At 64.1% G+C, this 16777-nt stretch carries 18 protein-coding genes; 10 read left to right on the forward strand and 8 right to left on the reverse strand.

The window, feature by feature from the left end; genetic code table 11:
• Nucleotides 1-7: 7 nt before the first annotated feature.
• From GR167_RS11910 to GR167_RS11940, 7 genes are all read left to right on the forward strand, one after another.
• Entirely contained in the window at nt 8-535 is a 528-nt protein-coding gene (locus tag GR167_RS11910) for a hypothetical protein (protein ID WP_160973740.1), read from the forward strand.
• 69 nt (nt 536-604) lie between these two features.
• Nucleotides 605-2212 (forward strand): peptide chain release factor 3, encoded by a 1608-nt coding sequence (locus GR167_RS11915; protein ID WP_160973741.1) that lies wholly within the window; start codon nt 605-607, stop codon nt 2210-2212.
• Nucleotides 2209-2703 (forward strand): DUF6869 domain-containing protein, encoded by a 495-nt coding sequence (locus tag GR167_RS11920; protein ID WP_160973742.1) that lies wholly within the window; start codon nt 2209-2211, stop codon nt 2701-2703. Before GR167_RS11915 ends, GR167_RS11920 begins: the two co-directional genes overlap by 4 nt.
• On the forward strand, nt 2690-3373 hold the full coding sequence (locus GR167_RS11925; protein ID WP_370741301.1) for a hypothetical protein: 684 nt from the start codon (nt 2690-2692) through the stop codon (nt 3371-3373). The genes GR167_RS11920 and GR167_RS11925 overlap by 14 nt, the downstream gene beginning before the upstream one ends.
• Nucleotides 3374-3449: 76 nt before the next feature.
• On the forward strand, nt 3450-5198 hold the full coding sequence (locus GR167_RS11930; protein WP_160973743.1) for a glycosyltransferase family 2 protein: 1749 nt from the start codon (nt 3450-3452) through the stop codon (nt 5196-5198).
• Between the two features lies 1 nt (nt 5199).
• Nucleotides 5200-6147 carry a glycosyltransferase family 2 protein gene (locus GR167_RS11935; protein WP_160973744.1) on the forward strand — a complete coding sequence of 316 codons (948 nt, stop codon included), beginning with the start codon at nt 5200-5202 and terminating at the stop codon, nt 6145-6147.
• Nucleotides 6148-6335: 188 nt separating this feature from the next.
• Entirely contained in the window at nt 6336-7781 is a 1446-nt protein-coding gene (locus GR167_RS11940; protein WP_160973745.1) for a DEAD/DEAH box helicase, read from the forward strand.
• Between the two features lie 73 nt (nt 7782-7854).
• Here GR167_RS11940 and GR167_RS11945 read toward each other — a convergent pair whose 3' ends face one another.
• The 5 genes from GR167_RS11945 to GR167_RS11965 form a co-directional block, all read right to left on the reverse strand.
• Nucleotides 7855-9081 carry a LysM peptidoglycan-binding domain-containing M23 family metallopeptidase gene (locus GR167_RS11945; RefSeq protein WP_160973746.1) on the reverse strand — a complete coding sequence of 409 codons (1227 nt, stop codon included), beginning with the start codon at nt 9079-9081 and terminating at the stop codon, nt 7855-7857.
• Nucleotides 9082-9163: 82 nt separating this feature from the next.
• Nucleotides 9164-9811 (reverse strand): protein-L-isoaspartate(D-aspartate) O-methyltransferase, encoded by a 648-nt coding sequence (locus tag GR167_RS11950; protein WP_160973747.1) that lies wholly within the window; start codon nt 9809-9811, stop codon nt 9164-9166.
• Nucleotides 9808-10590, reverse strand: coding sequence for a 5'/3'-nucleotidase SurE (gene surE, locus GR167_RS11955; RefSeq protein WP_160973749.1), 783 nt, complete (start codon nt 10588-10590; stop codon nt 9808-9810). The genes GR167_RS11950 and surE overlap by 4 nt, the downstream gene beginning before the upstream one ends.
• Before the next feature lie 131 nt (nt 10591-10721).
• Nucleotides 10722-11360, reverse strand: coding sequence for an SDR family NAD(P)-dependent oxidoreductase (locus GR167_RS11960; RefSeq protein ID WP_160973751.1), 639 nt, complete (start codon nt 11358-11360; stop codon nt 10722-10724).
• A 148-nt stretch (nt 11361-11508) separates the two neighbouring features.
• On the reverse strand, nt 11509-12402 hold the full coding sequence (locus tag GR167_RS11965) for a LysR family transcriptional regulator (RefSeq protein WP_160973753.1): 894 nt from the start codon (nt 12400-12402) through the stop codon (nt 11509-11511).
• A gap of 104 nt (nt 12403-12506) precedes the next feature.
• On the opposite strand from GR167_RS11965, the gene GR167_RS11970 reads away from it, so the two are divergent.
• The 3 genes from GR167_RS11970 (at nt 12507) to GR167_RS11980 (ending at nt 14227) form a co-directional block, all read left to right on the forward strand.
• A complete protein-coding gene (locus GR167_RS11970; RefSeq protein WP_160973755.1) occupies nt 12507-12902 on the forward strand; it encodes a (R)-mandelonitrile lyase in 396 nt (131 codons plus the stop codon).
• Nucleotides 12895-13359, forward strand: coding sequence for a cyclophilin-like fold protein (locus tag GR167_RS11975; RefSeq protein ID WP_235915934.1), 465 nt, complete (start codon nt 12895-12897; stop codon nt 13357-13359). The genes GR167_RS11970 and GR167_RS11975 overlap by 8 nt, the downstream gene beginning before the upstream one ends.
• Nucleotides 13360-13486: 127 nt before the next feature.
• On the forward strand, nt 13487-14227 hold the full coding sequence (locus GR167_RS11980; RefSeq protein ID WP_160973757.1) for an SDR family oxidoreductase: 741 nt from the start codon (nt 13487-13489) through the stop codon (nt 14225-14227).
• A 52-nt stretch (nt 14228-14279) separates the two neighbouring features.
• On the opposite strand, the gene GR167_RS11985 is transcribed toward GR167_RS11980, so the two are convergent.
• The 3 genes from GR167_RS11985 to purF all read right to left on the reverse strand — a co-directional run bounded on the left by GR167_RS11985 (nt 14280) and on the right by purF (nt 16765).
• Nucleotides 14280-14852, reverse strand: coding sequence for a DUF2199 domain-containing protein (locus GR167_RS11985; RefSeq protein WP_160973759.1), 573 nt, complete (start codon nt 14850-14852; stop codon nt 14280-14282).
• 76 nt (nt 14853-14928) lie between these two features.
• Nucleotides 14929-15222, reverse strand: coding sequence for a hypothetical protein (locus GR167_RS11990; protein WP_160973761.1), 294 nt, complete (start codon nt 15220-15222; stop codon nt 14929-14931).
• 88 nt (nt 15223-15310) lie between these two features.
• Nucleotides 15311-16765: an amidophosphoribosyltransferase gene (gene purF, locus GR167_RS11995; protein ID WP_160973763.1), complete on the reverse strand. Its 1455-nt coding sequence runs from the start codon at nt 16763-16765 to the stop codon at nt 15311-15313.
• Nucleotides 16766-16777: the final 12 nt, after the last annotated feature.

Here is a 16777-nt window from a genome sequence, read left to right on the forward strand (position 1 = left end):
TCACCTGGTGCTAGGATTTTCCTGCGCCGGGAAATCCACCTATATCCGCCACCTGGTGACGGAAAACCGCCGCTTCGCCACGGCGACCCCGATCTATGAACACATGTTCCGCACCGGCCTGTGCACCGAACTCAGGCCCGGGGACTTGTTCCACATGGACATTTCGACGGTGCGCAAAGCCCCGGGGGCAGATTGCGACGCGCAGGTGCAGGACCATCCGCTGTTCGGCAAGGTTTTCGAAGCCGGTCACAGGCTGAGCGTCGACGTCCTGCTGGCGCCCAGGTCCGAAATCAGGACCCGCATCCAAGACCGAACGCATCTGGGGCTGGGCTGGGGCAACGACAATGTCACTGGCACCTATCCCTGTGCCAGCAAGCTCAGGGTGCTGGACGCCCTGTGCCTGATGCAAAGATACCAGGTCTGGCAGGGCCACCTGCACCGTAACCGGATACGGCACCGGTTCATCTGGTCCTCCGATGAACGTTTCGTCACGCTGAGCGGCTGGGACGAGGCGCGGCGCATTCTGCTGCGCTGACCCGTTGCGTGCCTTCTGCGATCATCACCGATATTGCCACCGCGCGGCCCGGTATATATATGCGCGATCATGTTAGACACCGCCTCGAACCGCCCCGCTTTGCCGCCCGAAATCGCCCGCCGCCGGACCTTCGCGATCATTTCGCACCCCGACGCCGGTAAAACCACGCTGACTGAAAAGTTCCTGCTGTACGGGGGCGCCATTCAGATGGCCGGTCAGGTGCGCGCCAAGGGCGAGGCGCGGCGCACGCGGTCGGACTTCATGCAGATGGAAAAGGACCGGGGGATTTCGGTGTCTGCCTCGGCAATGTCGTTCGATTACAACGGCTTCCGGTTCAATCTTGTCGATACGCCCGGCCACTCGGACTTTTCCGAGGACACCTATCGCACGCTGACGGCGGTGGATGCGGCGGTGATGGTGATCGACGGCGCCAAGGGTGTGGAAAGCCAGACCCAGAAACTGTTCGAGGTCTGCCGTCTGCGCGACCTGCCGATCCTGACCTTCTGTAACAAGATGGACCGCGAAAGCCGCGAAACCTTCGACATCATCGACGAGATCCAGGAAAACCTGGCGATCGACGTGACGCCCGCAAGCTGGCCGATCGGGGTGGGCCGCGATTTCATCGGCTGTTACGACATGCTGAACGACCGGCTGGAACTGATGGACCGCGCCGACCGCAACAAGGTGGCGGAAACCATCGAAATCAAAGGGCTGGACGATCCGAAACTGGCCGAACACGTGCCGGCGGAACTGGTCGATCAGCTGCGCGAAGAGGTCGAGATGGCGCGCGAACTGCTGCCCGCACTGGACCCGCAGGCGGTGCTGGAAGGGCATATGACCCCGATCTGGTTCGGATCGGCGATCAATTCCTTCGGGGTCAAGGAGCTGATGGACGGGATCGGTAAATACGGCCCCGAACCGCAGATTCAGTCGGCCGAGCCGCGCAAGATTTCTCCTGAAGAAACAAAGGTTTCCGGCTTCGTCTTCAAGGTGCAGGCCAATATGGACCCGAAACACCGCGACCGGGTGGCCTTCATCCGTCTGGCCTCGGGCCATTTCAAGCGCGGCATGAAACTGACCCATGTGCGGACCAAGAAACCGATGGCGGTGACCAACCCGGTGCTGTTCCTGGCGTCCGACCGCGAACTGGCCGAGGAAGCCTGGGCCGGCGACATCATCGGCATCCCCAACCACGGCCAGCTGCGCATCGGCGACACCCTGACCGAGGGCGAGGCGCTGCGCGTCACCGGCATCCCCAGCTTCGCGCCGGAACTGCTGCAGACCTGCCGCGCGGGCGACCCGATGAAGGCCAAGCACTTGGAAAAGGCGCTGATGCAATTCGCCGAGGAAGGCGCGGCCAAGGTGTTCAAGCCGAACATGGGCTCGGGCTTCATCGTCGGGGTCGTGGGTGCGCTGCAATTCGAGGTGCTGGCAAGCCGGATCGAGATGGAATACGGGCTGCCGGTGCGGTTCGAACAATCGCAATTCACCTCTGCCCGTTGGGTGCATGGCGACAAGCAGGCGGTCGACAAATTCGTCGACACCAACAAGCAGCACATCGCCCGCGACCATGACGGCGACGTCGTTTATCTGACGCGTTTGCAATGGGATATCGACCGAGTCGAACGCGACTACCCGGATATCACCCTGTCGGCGACCAAGGAAATGATGGTGTGACGCAGGAGCCTCCACCGTGCATCTTTTGCTATGGAAAGGAAGCGCGCCCATGCGCGCCAGAGGGTCTGTTCGATGTCAGCTGGGTTGCTCACAGCTATCTAGAGCATATTGCGCGATCAGAAAATCATGAGGCAAAAGCAGAGGCGCTATTTTGGTCGTATAATTGTATTTCTGATCTCGTCGAAGATACGCCAGAAATTGCATTCCAGATTGTCCTAATTTTAGCCGACGGCCTGACAAGTCCTCGTCAAGCCTCAATCGTAGCTGCAGGTTTCTTGGAAGACATAATTGTCAAACATGGCCCGACATTTATTGATCGGATAGAAGAAATAGCATACCGCTCGCCTCGTTTTCGCTATGTGCTTTCAGGTGTTTGGCCGCAGGGCGAGCAGGATAGCGCGGTATGGAAACGGATCGCGGCCATTCGCGAAAATGGCCCGCATATAGACAAAGATTCCGTACTCCCTCCCCCTGACGGTGTTCATCAATGAAACAGATTTCCAGTCTGAACTGTTGTATGATTTGGAATATCTGAAACGAAGGCCGGGAATCGCCATGCCCTTGCAGAACCGCGTCTTGCCGACGGGGGACATCGTTGCCGATCCAGGCCGCGGTCTCTTCACCGGCAATCGCGGTATTCTGCACCGGCCCGACGGCTCCCTGGGGCCGTCGCGCTGGAAGCATCCGCATTGGGTCTGTTGCCTGCTGCGTTTCAAGGATCGCTATCACGGGCCGATGCCCGACCGCGGCTGGACGGCGCTGTTTTTCCTCGATGAGGCGGTGGCGCTGGCCGCCGGGCACCGGCCCTGTCACGAATGCCGCCGCGCTGATGCGCGGCGTTTTCGTGCCGCCTGGGAAGATGCGAACGGGTCGGTTGCGGGGTTGGGCGATATCGACAAGGCGTTGCATAGGGCGCGGGTGCGCCGGGACCGGCAACAGGTTCGGCATGAGGCCCGGGCGGAGAACTTGCCGGACGGCACCTTCATCCTCGCGTCGGACCCCGCTCTGGTGTTGGGGGATGTAATTTACCAATTTACACCAGCAGGTTACGCGGCAAAGCAAACGCGCCCATCCGGCATGGTGACGGTCCTGACACCGGCCCCGACGGTGCGGGCGCTGGCGGCGGGATACCGGCCCGTGCTGCATCCCTCCGCCGCCTGAGGGATCGTTCCGCAGCAGCGTCAAAGCCGCCGCCAATTCTCTTGCAGTACGCCGCGCGCCGGGTCATTCTTTACCCATGAGCGAGCAGAACAAGACAACCTATCCCGGCGGCTTCGACGCGATCGTCGGGCAGATGGAAACCCGGATGGCGCCGTTTTCCTATGGCCCCGGCGAAGCCCTGCCGCCGCTCGACGCCGATCTGCAACCGCTGAAGCACCGGATGATGGACCCGGCGGCGCCGGATCTGGGCGAATCAAGATCAAGTTACGCCCGCAAGTATCTGGATTTGGCCAAGGAATTCGAAGGAGAGGCGGCGCTGTTGCATCTGCACGGGCTGCTTGTCGCCAATCTGCGCCGCCACGCTCAGCCGCCGCACACGGCGCAATTGTTCGCCCGGCTCTGGGCCGAAGAAGCCGATTTCCTGATGGCGCATCTCGACGCGCGCTGGCTGGTCTCGGCGGTCACCACCTTCGGCGATCACGGGCTGACCGAGGCGCAGCGCAGCCTGGGCCAATCGCTGTCGGTGCTGTTCGGGATGATGAAGCTCTACGAGACCGAGCGGTTGTTTTCCGGCTCCGCGCCGGATCAGCCCTTCGCCTGGAAGCGCAAATCGGCCAAGCATCTGGCGATGCAGATGGATGCCTATGCGATCACCGGCGGCGGACTCGACATCAACATGCTGGGCCGGCTGTGGCAGGAGGCCGAGAAAGACGCGGTGATCCGCCCATTGGCGCAACGACTGCTGAGCCTGCTGATCGAGGATGACAAGACGGTGTTCCGCCGGTTGCGCACCATGCGGGCGCGTCGGGAAAAACAGCGCGCCGCCGAGGCACCGCCCGAGTCGAAGAAGAAACGCAACCCGGCGCCGGTGCCCGCATCGCGCCAGATCACCGATCCGGCACAGATCAAATGGGGCACGGTTTCGCTGATCAAGGCGCCGCTGGACAGGATCCTGCGCTTCGCCGCACATCACCTGGACCTGGGCGCGCACCGGGTGCACATCTATCTCGACGATCCCGACCCGGTGACGGTGGAGGTGCTGTCGCTGCACCCGCGGATCGCGGTCACCGCTTGCGGCGCCACCTATTGGGCGGCGCAGAAACGGGGCCGGATGGACAATCACCGGATGCGGCAGGTCTGGGTCGCGACCGAGGCTTATAACAGCACCGATTGTCATTGGCTGGCCCATATCGATGTCGACGAATTCCTGCTGCCGCAGGATAGGATGGCCGATCACCTGGCCCGGGTCGATGCGGACAAGATCGCGCTGCACCTGCCGCCCGCCGAACAACTGGCCGGGCAGGGCGACGAGGCGTTCAAGCTGGCCCCGCGCGCGGCGGGGCGGCCGGCCTCGGTCTTGCAGGATATCTATCCCACCTTCGGGATGCACCTGCGCGGCGGCTTCATCAGCCATATCGAGGGCAAGCTTTTCGTGCGCACCGGGATCGAGGGGCTGCGGTTCGGCATCCACGCGATCCACTGGCAGGGCGCGCCGGTCACCAATATCCAGTCGATGCCGGGCGTGTACCTGGGCCATGCCCATGCGCCGACTTTCGACGGGTTCATCGCCGATCTGGATTTCCGCATGAGCGACGGGTCCTATCGCAAGACTGAGGACGAGGATAAGTTCCGTTTCAGCGACGTGGTGGATTTCCTGATCGAAAACGAGGGCGAGGAGGGGCTCAAGATGTTTTATCAGGAGGTCTGCACCCTGACGCCGGAGCTGGCGCGCAAGCTGGGCGAAAACGGCATGCTGGTGGAATACCCGCTGCGGCTTGAGGAAAAGACATCCCGGGTCTTCGGCCCCTATCTGGAAGGGCAGTGAGATGAACGCGCCGAAATGGGGGGGGGTGGCGACGATCAAGGCGCCGGTCGGCGACATCCTGGATTTCTGCGCCCATCACCTGGACCAGGGCGCGCATCGGCTGTTCATCTATCTCGACGACGACAACCAAGACGCTTTGCGCATCCTGTCGGAGCATCCGAAAATCCGCCCCGTCCTGACCGACGAGAGCTATTGGCAACGGCTGGGGATGAAGCGGCGGGTCAAGCACCAGTCGCGGCAGTTCGAAAACGCCCGCCATGCCTATGGCCGGGCAGGGGATGTCGATTGGCTGACCCATATCGACGTCGATGAATTCCTCTGGCCGCTGGACCGGTCCCTGGCCGATCAACTGGCCGATCTGCCGCTTGAGTGCCTGTGCGCCCGCATCCGGCCGGTGGAGGCGCTGGCGGGCGGCGGCGACACGACCCATTTCAAGGGCTACAGCCTGCGCCAGCCGAAGCGCCGGAACGAGACCGCCCGGATTTATCCGACTTTCGGGCCGCATCTGAATGGCGGCTTCCTCAGCCATGTGGCGGGCAAGATGATCTATCGCACCGGGGTCGAGGGGCTGAAGGTGCAGATCCACAACGTCTTCGTCGGCGACGAGATGAACCCCGGACAGCGGGAACTGGACGGCATCCAGTTACTGCATCTGCACGCCAAGAGCTGGGAGGATTTCATCGCCGCCTTCCGCTACCGGCTGGAAAAGGGATCCTACCGCAGCGAGCTGAAACCCAACATGCCGCGCGAGGAGGGCGGGTTGTCCCTGCACGAACTGTTTTCGATGATCCACGACGAAGATGGCGAAGACGGGCTGCGCGCGTTCTATGACGAGGTCTGCACCGCCACCCCGGCGCTGCTGGAGCGGCTGCGCGGCCACGGGCACCTGCACAGTCATGCGTTGAACCTGCCGCAAACAAGGTCGCGTCATTTCCCCGGTCAGGGGTGATTTTTTCAGCGTCGGATCGGCGTAAACCGTCCTATCCCTTCGGGAAATCGGCGCCGCATTGACCCGAAGCGGGGTTTGCGGTAAACCCCGCGCTCATAGGGATTGCGCCAGGGTGCGCCTCTCGGGCCAGACGGGCCGATCCCAACTAGACGCTACGGGCCGGAAGTGTCCGTAAGGCACGGATACACATGACAAAATTCTCCGATCTCAAACTCGACCCCAAGGTTCTCAAGGCGATTGAAGAAGCCGGGTACGAAAGCCCAACCCCCATTCAGGCGGGCGCCATTCCGCCGGCGTTGGACGGCCGCGACGTGCTGGGCATCGCCCAGACCGGCACCGGCAAGACCGCCAGCTTCACCCTGCCGATGATCACCCTGCTGTCGAAGGGCCGTGCCCGGGCGCGGATGCCGCGGTCTCTGGTGCTGTGCCCGACTCGGGAACTGGCGGCGCAGGTGGCGGAAAACTTCGACACCTATACCAAGCACCTGAAACTGACCAAGGCGCTGCTGATCGGCGGCGTGTCGTTCAAGGAACAGGACGCGCTGATCGACCGCGGCGTCGACGTTCTGATCGCCACGCCCGGCCGTCTGCTGGACCATTTTGAACGCGGCAAGCTGCTGCTGACCGGCGTGCAGATCATGGTGGTGGACGAAGCCGACCGGATGCTCGACATGGGGTTCATCCCCGATATTGAACGCATCTTCAGCCTGACGCCCTTCACCCGCCAGACGCTGTTCTTCTCGGCCACCATGGCGCCCGAGATCGAGCGGATCACCAACACCTTCCTGTCGAACCCCGAACGGATCGAAATCGCCCGCCAGGCGACCACCTCGGAAACCATCACCCAGGGCGTGGTCAAGTTCAAAGCCTCGCGCAAGGATCGCGAAGGCAGCGAGAAGCGCAATCTGCTTCGGGCGCTGATCGACGGCGAGGGCGACAAGCTGAAAAACGCGATCATCTTCTGCAACCGCAAATCGGATGTGGATATCGTCGCGAAATCGCTGAAGAAATACGGCTATGACGCATCGCCGATCCACGGCGACCTGGATCAGAGCCAGCGGATGAAGACGCTGGACCAGTTCCGCGACGGATCGCTGCGTTTCCTGATCGCCTCGGACGTCGCCGCGCGCGGGTTGGATATTCCGGCCGTCAGCCACGTGTTCAACTTCGACGTTCCCGGCCATGCCGAGGATTACGTGCACCGGATCGGCCGCACCGGCCGGGCAGGGCGGGAAGGCACCGCGATCACCATCTGCGCGCCGCGCGACGAAAAGGCGTTCGACGCGGTTGAAGCGCTGGTGCAGAAGGAAATCCCGCAGCTGGAAAACCCGCTGAAGGATGCCAAACCGGCGCCGCGCAAGGCGAAGGACGAGGCCGAGGCGGAAGAGACCGGCAAGCCCCGCAGCACGCGGAAAGACAGCCGTCAGAAAGAGACCGCCAAGACATCCAGGACCGACGAAGGCGCAACCGAACGGGCGCCGCGTCAGGACAGCCGGAAAGAACCGCGCCGGGACGAGGACAGCAGCCGCTCGCGCCGCGGTGGTGGCCGCAAGCGCGACGACAACGTGGTTGGCATGGGCGATCACATGCCGTCCTTCATCGCGCTGAGCTTCGACGAACGCCGCGCCAGCTGATCCTTTCCAATCGGAATGTAAAAAAAGGCCGCCCTCGGGGCGGCCTTTTTCGTTTCCGGGACAGGGGCCGGGATCAGTTCAGATAGGGCATCGGGTCGATGCTGTCGAAGCCCTTGCGGACCTCGAAATGCACGTAGTTCGATTGGCCGTCGCGGATCTTGGCGATGGCCTGGCCGCGTTTCACGCTGTCGCCCCTTTCCACCCGGATACCGTCGACATTGGCGTAGACCGTCAGCAGCTCGTCGGCATGTTTCAGCACCACGATCGGCACCTTGTCGCCATCCGAGGTGATCGCCGCCACGGTGCCGTCGGTCGCCGCCAGAACCGGGGTGCCCGACGCGGCGGAAATGTCGATCCCGTCGGTTTTGCCCTTCTTGTATTCGCGGATGATGCTGCCGTTGACCGGCATGTCCATGCGCGACGAGGTGGTCTTCTTGGTCTGGGTCTTGCCCAGGTCCGGGGTCTTGGGCTTTTCCGCCGGCTGGGCGGCGGGAATGGTCTTTTCCGCCGGCAGCGGCTTGGAGGCGCTCGGCGGCGTGGGGGTGGGGCTGCCTTCGCCGGGGACGGTGGTTTTTTCCGCCGTTACCGGCGCTTTCTTGGCCGTCTTCTGCAGGTTCTCGGCATCGGGCACCGGGATCAGCAGGTACTGGCCTTCGCGGATGGTGAATTCCGGGCCCAGCCCGTTCCATTCCGCCAGCGACCGCACGCTGACATTGTAGAGCCGCGAAATCGTATAGGCGGTTTCGCCGCGCACCACCTTGTGCCGGACCGGTTCGATGCCGACCTGCGCGTTGGGCTTGGTCTCGGCGGCGGGTGCCGCTGCGGGGGCCGTCGTCGCGACCGGCGCCAGCGCGGTGGTTTCCACCCGCGCGGGTTCGGCCTTGTCGATGGCGCTGCCGGCGAGGGCAGCGATATCGACATCGCTGGGCGGCTGGATCGGACCGCCGGTGCTTTCCGACACGCGGCCAGGCAGGGCAAGCACTTCGTCCTTGCGCAGCGGATCGTTGGGCGACAGCCCGTTATAGCTTGCCAGTTCCGACGCGTTCATCCCGATCCGGCCCGCGACATCGGCGACGGTATCGCCGCGCTTGGCGACGGCGACCTGGTAATTGGGATAGGACAGCACGCCGCGGTCGTCCGGCCTGGGCCGGTGGCCGGTGGCCTGGCGGGCGGCATCGGCGGTGTGGAAGGCATCGCCGAAATGGCCGCGCATGTCAAAATCGAACGGCCGATCGCAGCCGGCCAGCAGCGCAAGCGCCGGGACGGCCCAAATCAGGCGCGATTTGCGGGGATAAGACATCTCGATTTCCTCAACTTTCTGCCCGCCCCTGTTTGCCGGGGCTTGGGATCAGCACTCTATTCTTTATGCTACCATAGCATGTCTAACCCTCGGGTCCCAACCCCTCGATCAAGGGGACGAAACGCACCGGGCGCAATTCATCGTATTCGAAACCGTCTTCGGTACGGGTGACGCGGATCAGGCTTTGCACATGGTCCGACTGCCCCACCGGCAACACCATGATACCGCCGATCTTGAGCTGCGCCAAGAGAGGCGGCGGCGGGTCCTCGGCGGCGGCGGTGACGATGATGCGGTCGAACGGGGCCTGGTCGGGCAGGCCGAAACTGCCATCGGCGGCGATCGCGGTGATGTTGGACAGGTCCAGCGCGGCGAAAATCTCGCGCGCTTCCAGCACCAGCCGCTTGTGCCTGTCTACGGTGTAGACCCGGCGCGCCAGTTGGCTGAGGATCGCGGCCTGGTAGCCCGACCCGGTGCCGACCTCCAGCACCTTGTCGCGCGGCTGCACGTTCAGCGCCTGGGTCATCAGCCCGACCACCGAGGGCTGGCTGATGGTCTGGCCGCAGGCGATGGGCAGCGGCATGTCCTCATAGGCGCGCTCGGCGAACAGCCCCTTGATGAAGGCGCCCCGGTCGATCTTTTCCATCGCCTCCAGCACACGCTGATCGGTCACGCCCTTGGAGCGGAGCGCGAACAGGAACTGCATCTTGCGGGTGGCGATGTCGTCGCTCATTCGATGGCCTTCAGCTGGTCCAGCATGTGGTGATCGGTCAGGTCGGCGCGCATCGGCGTGACCGAGATATAGCCATCCAGATTGACCGCCGCGTCGGTGCCCGGCGCGGTCGGGATATGCTGATCGCCGCCCTTGATCCACAGGAACCGCCGCCCCGAGGGCGACCGGTGCGGTTCGACCCCGAAATGGGTGTGGCGGCGGAACCCCTGCGGCGCGATGCGCACGCCCTTGACGTCCTTCGCGGCCAGCGGCGGGAAGTTGACGTTGAAGAACAGCCGGTAATCCTCGTCCTCCTCGGGCAGGGCGGTCAAAAGATTGCGGATCAGGGCCGCGCCGTGTTCCTCGGCCGCCTCGAACGGATTGTCGGCCTGGAAATTATACGGGCCCAGATATTGCGACAGCGCGATCGAGCGGATGCCCTGCAAGGCGCCTTCCATCGCGCCGCCCAGGGTGCCGGAATAGAGCGCGTTCTCGGCGGAATTGTTGCCGCGGTTGACGCCCGACAGGATCAGGTCGGGGCGCTGTTCCTCCATCACGTGATGGATGCCCGCCAGCACGCAATCGGCCGGGCTGCCCTCGGCGGCAAAGCGGCGCTCATCCATCTTGGCGACCATCATCGGGTGGGTGTAGCTGATGCAATGGCCGACGCCCGATTGTTCGAAGGCGGGAGCGACGACCCAGACCTCGCCCTCGGGACCGGCGAGGTCGTGGGCGATCTTTTCCAGCACCTTCAGCCCCGGTGCGTTGATGCCGTCGTCATTGGTGATCAGAATACGCAACTGCCTGCCCCTTATTTGCCTGAGAACTTAGTAGAGAATGGGCGCGGGCGGGGCAAGCGCTGTGCGCTTATGTCCCGGGGCTTTGGGGCTGGTCGGGGCGGGCCTCCGCGCGCGCGGAGGCCCCCTCAAGCTCAGAGCAGTCCCAGAAGCCGCTCGGCCTCGTCCTTGGGGTGGATCAGCGCGCTGCGATCCTCGCCGGGGAAGAACCGGGCGCGGTTGGCGGTGGCCAGCGGGCGCGGTTCCAGTACCCGCACCTTCGGGCCGGTCTTTTCGCTTTCCGCCGCCCAGCTGCGCGCCAGCGCGATCTGCGCCGCCTTGGTCGCCCCGTAGGCGCCGAAGAACTTTTCGCCGCCGCGCGGATCGTCGAAGAACAGCGCCGTGCCGGTCTCGCCCAGCAGCGGCGCGACATAGGTGATCAGGCGCCCGGTGGCGGTCACGTTGCAATCGACCGATTTTTCCCAGTCCTTGGCGTCGATGAACTGCGCCGGAGACAGCGGCGCCGCGTGGATCGCGGTATGCGCCCAGATATCCACCGTTCCCCAGCGGTCGTAGACCGAACGGCACAGCTGCGCCATCGCGTCCGCATTGGTGATGTCCATCGGCGCCAGCGTCGCCTGGCCGCCAGCCGCCTGGATGCGGTCGTCGACCTCCTCCAGCGCGCCGGTGGTGCGGGCCACGGCGACGATATGGTGGGTCTGGCAAAGCGCTTCTGCCAGGGCCGCGCCAAGGCCGCGCGAGGCGCCGGTGATGAGTGCGATTTTCTGTGTCATGACGGGGATGTGCGGCGAAAGCGGGGCTGCGTCAAGGGGGAAGGGGCGGGAAATACCCAACATCGACCCTCGGGGCAAACCTGCCCCGCCGGTCTGGCCGATTGCCGTTCCTGGCAGGTCGCGATCCTGCGTTTTCGAAAGATCGGCACTAGGGCCGGTATCTGAGCGCATCCACCAGCCGGACAAAGGCGGGTGAGGCCAGGCGCCGGTTCGGATAGTACAGGTGATACCCCTGCACGGGCGGGCACCAGTCGCTCAGCGCGGCCTGCAATTGGCCCGCTTCGATATAGGGCTGAGCCAGGTCCTCGGGGACGAAGGCAAGCCCAAGACCGTCGACGGCCGCGTGCAGGACCTGGACGATACTGTCATAGATCATCTGGCCGCTGACCCTGACGTCGAGTTCTCGCCCGTCCTTTTCGAATTCCCAGGCGTAAAGACCGCCCGCCGACGCCAGCCGCAGATTGACGCATTGGTGGTTGGTCAGTTCCCCCGGATGTTCCGGCGGTGAGCGGCGGGCAAAGTAATCCGGGGCTCCGACCACGAGAAAACGCCAGTCCGGGCCGATGCGGACGGCAATCATGTCCTTGCTGATTGATTCACCAAGCCGGACACCGGCGTCGAAATGTTCCCCGACGATATCGACGAAACCGTTGTCGATCGAAACCTCGACGGTGACGTCCGGGTATTGCGGCAGGAACGCCGCCAGTTTCGGCCGCAGGATCGCCTCCGCGGCATGGACGCCCGAACTGATCCGAAGCGTGCCCGACGGTTTGTCGCGCAATTCGCTCAGGGCATCGAGTTCGGCGCGGATCTGATCGAAATGCGGCGCGATGGTATGAAACAGGCGTTCGCCCGCTTCGGTGGTCGATACGCTGCGCGTGGTCCGCGTCAGCAGCCGCAGGCCGAGCCGTTCTTCCAACGCCCGGATTGTGTGGCTCAGCGCCGAGGCGGAAACCCCGATCCGGGCGGCGGCCTTGGTGAAGCTGCGTTCCTTGGCGACGGCGATGAAGGCCCTCAATTCACTCAGCTCGTCACGCGCCATTGATGAATCCAATTCAGCAGTTCATGCAAATTATAACGTCTAATCGGATAGCGCATTCTGGACTACCTTACCAGCACATCCGGTGACACAGGAAAGGAAAGACCATGGAAATCACCCGCGCAGACGATCTGCCCACCATGCCCGGACCGACCGACTGGTTCACCGGCTCGGTTCAGCTCGAAATGCTGTTCAACAGTTTCGACAAGGAACGGGTTCAGGGCGCGAACGTGACGTTCGAACCGCGCGCGCGCACCGCGTGGCACACCCATCCGCTGGGACAGACGCTGATCGTTCTGTCCGGCCTGGGGCGCGTGCAGCGTTGGGGCGGCCCGATCGAGGAAATCCGCCCCGGCGATGTCGTCTGGTTCGCACCCGGCGAAAAGCACTGGCACGGCGCCGCGCCCGACACGGCCATGACCCATACCGCGATCCAGGAAGTCCAGGACGGCAAGGCCGTCGACTGGATGGAGAAGGTTTCGGACGAGGATTACCATGGCTGACCCCCACCGGCCGGCCCGGCGCGGCTTCCTGAAGGCTTCACTGGCCGCCGCGCTGGCGCCGGGACTGGTGCCGGGTCCGCTCCGCGCCCTAACTCAGGAGGCCCCGATGCGCATCGCTTGCCGCTTCGCCGACCAGAGTTTCACCATCACGCTTGAGGACAATCCGACGGCACGCGATCTGTTTTCCCTGCTGCCGGTGGATCTCACGATCGAGGACTATTCGACAAACGAGAAGATCGCCTATCTGCCGCGCAAGCTTTCCGGCGAGGGCGCGCAGCCTTTCGGCGACGAGGCCGCCGGCGATTTCTGCTACTATGCGCCCTGGGGCAATATCGTCTTCTTCTACGAAACCTACCGCTATTCGCGCGGGCTGATCCGGCTCGGGCGGCTTGATGGCGGGATCGCGCCACTGCTGCTGCGCGGGGAATTCCCGCTGCGGATCGACCCCGCCGCCTGACGTCGGAGCGGACACCACCATTCAAACCTGAATTCGCATTCTCCGGTCGCATATCGCGGCCGGGGCTCACTCCCGGTTCGTCCCGGACCGGCACATTCATCTACAACGACATCGAAGGATCGACACAATGAAAGACAAGGTTGTCATCATCACTGGCGCATCGTCGGGCATCGGCGAAGCCACCGCGAAAGAACTCGCCGGTAAGGGGGCCAAGATCGTTCTCGGTGCGCGCCGCACCGACAAGCTCAGGCAGATCGCCGAAGACATCAAGGCGGCGGGCGGCGAAGCCGTCTATCAGGCCATGGACGTGACCAAGCCGGAAGACAACGACGCCATCGTGAAGCTCGCCAAGGACAGCTTCGGCCGGGTCGACGCGATCTTCCTGAACGCGGGCATCATGCCCGTCAGCAATGTGTCCGCCCTCAAGACCGAGGAATGGAAGCAGATGGTCGACGTGAACATCAACGGCGTGCTAAACGGCGTCGCCGCCGTCATGCCGAGCTTCACCGAGCAGAAATCCGGCCACATCCTGGCGGTTTCCTCGGTCGCGGGGCTCAAGGCCTATCCGGGCACGGCGATCTATGGCGGCACCAAGTGGTTCGTGCGCGACTTCATGGAATGCCTGCGGATGGAATCGGCGATGGAAGGCACCAACATCCGCACCGCAACGCTGTATCCGGCGGCGATCAATACCGAGCTTCTCGACACGATCACCGATCCGGGCGCGGCCGAAGGTATGGGCGGGCTCTACGAAGCGTTCGGCATTTCGCCCGACCGCATCGCCAAGGTCGTGGCCTTCGCGCTGGACATGCCCGAAGACACCACCGTCAGCGAATTCACGGTCGGCCCGGCAAAACAGCCCTGGTAAGGGCGAACAGCGCGCTGCAAGGCTGCAAGGGGTTTGCGCTCTGCGCCGCCTCTCAGTCTTGCAGCAGGTGCGGCCGGATATCCTGTCCGAAGGCGGCGTAGATATCGAGAAGCTGATCGAAGCTGATCCCGTCCTGCTGCGCCTTGGCCAGCGCGCCGGAGGACGCTATCGCGACGGGCCGGGCCTCGGCGCCCGGGAAGATCAGCATCACCGGCAGCGGTTCTTCAGTGTCGGCCTCGAACCCGGGCAGGATATTGGCCAGCTCCGCCGGGCATTCGTCGATCGCCGGGGCGTCGCGCCCGTCGAACGTGTCGAGATAGGCATAGAAGGCATCCGGTTCCAGCCGCGCCCAGGGGGTCATGTGGAACACATCGTCGGCGCCCTGGATCGGGAAGGACAGCACGACGCGCACGAACCGGTCCTCGCCCTGGCGGCACAGGTCGGGAGACAGCTGATCTTCGCCCACCTTGACGAAGGCTTCCTCGCCGCGGGCCTCGTGCGGCCAAGTCGAGGGATGATCGAAGCCGAGGTCGAACACGCCGGAAAAGTTCTTCCCGCTGCCGGGCCATTCGCGTTCGGGGTCGTTGAAACGCCGCCAGCGCGCGTCGAGATCAAGCAGGGCCATGAGGGGTTCCTTACCGCTTCCTTTGCCGAGCAACCTAGGCGGCGCCGGGCAGGGGGGCAAGGGCCGCAACGGGGGCTCAGTTGCCGGGAATATGCAGCGCCCGGGTTTCCGCCCCGCGGGTCAGCATCAGAACGCCCTCGCCGATGGCGGTGATCCGGGCGCCGTCGACCATGTCGCCGGTTTCCACCCGGCGCAGCGCGCCGCGCGGCAGTTTCAGATAGGCGGCAGGGCCGTTCGGGGTCAGCAACGTGCCGATCAGGCTGGTACGGTCCAGCGGCATCTGATCGGCCTGGGTGGCTGCACGGCGGGTCTTGGCATTGGGGCGCGCCGCATTGCGCGCGGTCGCCTCGGCGACGGGGGTGACAGGCATTACTCGTTAACTCCGGCAGAAAACACACTGCTGACCGGCAAATTTCGTGCCGATCCCGCGCGGGCGGGATCGGCCGGGTTTTACGGGATTATTCCGCCGCTTTCAGCTGGAAGCCCTTTTCGATCATGTCGCTGGGCGTGACCGGGTATTCGCCGCTGAAACAGGCGTCGCAATATTGCGGGCAGGATTTGTCGCGTCCCGACGCTTCGCCCACCGCGCGGTACAGACCGTCGAGCGAGATGAATTTCAGGCTGTCCACGGCAAGATGTTCGCGCATTTCGTCCTCGGTCATCGTCGCCGCCAGCAGCTTTTCGCGCTGCGGGGTGTCGACGCCGTAGAAACAGGGCCAGGCGGTCGGCGGCGACGCGATGCGGAAATGCACCTCGGCCGCGCCGGCGTCGAGGATCATTTCCTTGATCTTGCGCGAGGTGGTGCCGCGCACCACCGAGTCGTCGACCAGCACCACCCGCTTGCCGCGGATCAGGGCGCGGTTGACGTTCAGCTTCAGCCGCACGCCCATGTTGCGGATCTGTTCGGTCGGTTCGATGAAGGTCCGGCCCATGTATTGGTTGCGGATGATCCCCATGCCGAAGGGAATGCCGCTTTCATGGGCAAACCCGATCGCCGCCGGGGTGCCGGAATCGGGCACCGGGCAGACCAGGTCGGCCTCGACCGGAGTTTCGCGGGCCAGTTCCACGCCGATCTGGCGGCGGGTTTCATAGACCGAGCGACCGCCGATGATCGAATCGGGGCGCGAGAAATAGACATGTTCGAAGATGCAGAATTTCGACGGCTGGCGGCGGAAGGGGAAATGGCTTTGCACCCCTTCGTTATCGGTGATCACCACCATTTCGCCGGGTTCGATTTCGCGCACCAGTTCCGCGCCGATGATGTCGAGCGCGCAGGTTTCCGAACTCAGCACCCAGCCGTCGCCGACCTTGCCCAGAACCAGCGGCCGCACGCCCAGCGGGTCGCGCACGCCGATCAGCTTGGTGCGGGTCATCGCGACCACCGAAAAGGCGCCCTCGACCCGTTTCAGCGCGTCTTCCATCCGTTCGGGGATATTGCGCTGCAGCGAGCGGGCCATCAGGTGGATGATGCATTCGCTGTCGCTCGAGCTCTGGAAGATCGAGCCGCGCTCGATCAGTTCGCGGCGCAGCGCGTTGGCATTGGTGATGTTGCCGTTATGGGCAATCGCCGCGCCGCCCATGGCGAATTCGCCGAAGAAGGGCTGCACGTCGCGGATCGCGGCGCCTTTCGACCCGGCGGTGGAATAGCGCACATGGCCGATGGCCAGCGGCCCCGGCAGGGTTTGCATCAGCGATTGCGAGGTGAAGTTGTCGCGCACGTAGCCGAAACGGCGGGCGCTGTTGAAGCCCTGGACGGGGTCATGGCTGACGATGCCGCCGGCTTCCTGACCGCGGTGTTGCAGCGCGTGCAGGCCAAGGGCGACGAAGTTGGCAGCATCGGCGACGCCGACAACGCCGAAAACACCGCACTCCTCCTTCAGCTTGTCATCGTCGAAGGGGTGGGCGAGGGGCATGTGTTTGGACAA

This window comes from Thalassovita mangrovi (assembly GCF_009857745.1).
Lineage (GTDB): Bacteria > Pseudomonadota > Alphaproteobacteria > Rhodobacterales > Rhodobacteraceae > Thalassobius > Thalassobius mangrovi.